General features: G+C 26.5%; 1 protein-coding gene and 1 pseudogene. Both read right to left on the bottom strand.

The window, feature by feature from the left end:
• Positions 1-104: 104 nt before the first annotated feature.
• The gene (locus tag ELQ11_RS09355; RefSeq protein ID WP_070243228.1) at positions 105-1,388 is read right to left on the bottom strand and encodes a hypothetical protein; all 1,284 of its coding nucleotides are present in this window, start codon (positions 1,386-1,388) and stop codon (positions 105-107) included.
• A pseudogene (locus ELQ11_RS09360) lies at positions 1,369-2,642 on the bottom strand (hypothetical protein). Before ELQ11_RS09360 ends, ELQ11_RS09355 begins: the two are co-directional and overlap by 20 nt.
• Between the last annotated feature and the right edge of the window lie 165 nt (positions 2,643-2,807).

Raw genomic sequence — 2,807 nt, forward strand, 5'->3', positions numbered from 1 at the left:
AAATGATAAGTTAAGCTTATAAAAATAATCAAAGCTATAAGCACACCACAAGGTATATAAAATCTTTTAAGTTTGTAAAAAGGTTTTTTCATGGATGCTCATATTTATTTTAAATTAGCTTTTTCTAGCATTTTATTGTCCCAACCTTCTGGTAAATCTTTTATGCTTGGATAATAAGGGCGTAAAAGTTCTATATAAACTCCTTTCTGATAGGAAAGCTCAAAATAATACTTTCCTAAAGCAGAAGGGATAAGCTTTGCATCTCCGTGATAATTTCCATCAGAATAGACAAAATTAGGGCTATAAAAAGGGCTTCTAGGAGGAACATATGGGCTTTGTTGAATTGGGCGCACTCCTATTTCATCATAAGCAAAATAATCATATATGCTAAATTTAAAAATACCATTATTGCCAAAGCCATAATCATAATAATCATTAAAATAACCATTTTCTCCTTCAAATCCCATATCAAGCAATATTTTTTCATAACGCTTATTTATTTCTTCGTTTAAATTTTTATAATCTATTTTTGTGTCATCCATATAAGCTGCAGGATTAAAAAGAAGCTTGGTTTCATCTTGAAACAAACCATAAGAAAGCTCTAATAAGAAATCTTTTAAACTCCAAACCAAATCAGCATAAAAATACTCATCATCAAAAGTGATTAAATAATCTTCATCTTTTTTATTTTGTTTTGCTAAATAATCAAGCATAGCAAGCAATATTGGATTTTTTTTAATATAACTTTTATCTTTAAAATTATTAGCTTGTTCTTTTGTAAGAATGCCAACTTCTCCTAATTGATCATAAATTTCATCACTAAATACGAAAGGTTTTATGCCATGGTTTTTATTGATTGCATCAATATAATTTTTTATTATCATTGTGTTTTTACTATAAAGTTCTTTCACATAGGAAATGATTTGTTCTTGGCTTAAAATTTGAGTGTCTTTTTCTATTTTACATTGATACTCTAAATTATTTGGACTTTCAAAATAATAACCCCCATCCATACCATCATAAAATTTAGGTTTAATATAATTAGGATTTTTATTAGCAAGCCATAAGGGATTTTTTATCTTTTTAACTTCTTCTTCTAAATTTTCAAATTTAGTGGCTATGTATTTTGGGATGAGTTTGTTGCCTTTTTTATCAAAAACAATTTTACCAAGATATATGCCAAATTTTGGATTATAGCATTCAAGCTCATTCATATCATTAAATTTCCAAAAATATTGCTCGCTAGGACAAATATTATTATAACTTTTTATGTTTGTATTTATGGCTAAATAAATAGCATAAGGTTCTTTTCTGGTTTGTAAGAAATCTTTATGTTTAAATATATTCTTTATGGCTACTTCTAACATATCAACCCCTATATTTTTCAAAATAAAATGTGCTTATTCTCGCATCTCTTTCACTTGGAGAAAACCAATAAATTGCAGGTTTATCTGAAAATATACCGTATTTATAAGGTTTAACTCCGACACAATCTGTATAATTATTACTAATTATGCATTTTTTATCATACGCCCAAAACATAACAACATTTTCAAATTTAAAATATTCATTAGAATATATGAGTTTAAAATGCTTTCTGTATGTTGATTTTTTATTTCTTTAGAATTATTTTTATCAATATAAAAATGTCTAAATTCGTGAAAAAAAGTTGATAATATCTGTTCTTCTTTGTTTTTTAAATTCAAATATAATGCTTTTTTTCCTACACTATTATAAGATCCGTTATTGTATTGTTTAAACTCTTTATAAATAGTTGGAATTGGTGGTTCTATGTCGAAAGCTTTTACCAAATCTTCAAGAAATTCTTGAAAAAACATAATTTTTTCCTCATCACTTTTGTTTGAAAATTCACTAAATTTTGCTTTATAGCTTGGTATGATAAAAAATTTCTCATCAGAATAAACATCTATAAATTTTTTAACAAATTTCTCCCTTTCTTTTAAATACTTATCTCCATCACTTACACTTTTAATAAATTTTTCATTAGCTAAATCAAATCTATAATAAATATAAGCAATTTTTCCTGCAAGTTGGGGATAATTTTTAAAAAATTCATAATTATTTGTTTCTTTTGCTTTTTCTTCAAAACTTTGGCAAGCTTTTAAAAACTCTACAGCCTCAAAAACACTAAAAATACAATTTGTTTGAATTATATCACTATTAAAATCATTCCTTAGTTTACTTTCTTCTACATCCTCATCATCTCCAACTCCCACTCTAAAGCTCATATCTATGATGATGTAATGATCTTCTAAATTAGGCATAGTTTTTTCACTACTATAAGCAAATAAAACTATGTAGTATTTATAATCTTGTATGTCTTCTTTAGGCTCGTTGCTTCTATTTATAGGCAAGCAAAAGGATAAAATATTGTCTTCATAGCTTTCATTATAAATCAAATCATCATTTTCAAATAATACCTTAAGATTTTTTTCATCAATATAGCCATTACAATCATGTAATAATAAATTTAATTTTTCTTTGCTTTCACATTCTACAAAAGCCCATTTTAGTTTTTCATCGCTTTCTTTTTCTAGTTGTAAGCTTATATAAGTCCCTGGTGCAAAAGAAGCATTTAAATCAATATGGGAATTTTCATGAAATATTAGTGTTTTATTCATAAACTTTTCCTACAAATATAATTTTATTATCTATTTTTTCAGGGTAAGCCACTTTAAGTGAGATTATATTTTCCCCCTCACTCCGCACAAACTTAGCTTGCTTACTTAAATCCTCTAATAACTGTGCTTGTGCCATACCTATGCTACCACTACTGCCAAACTCTC

It is taken from the genome of Campylobacter sp. US50a, assembly GCF_004379015.1.
GTDB lineage: Bacteria > Campylobacterota > Campylobacteria > Campylobacterales > Campylobacteraceae > Campylobacter_D > Campylobacter_D jejuni.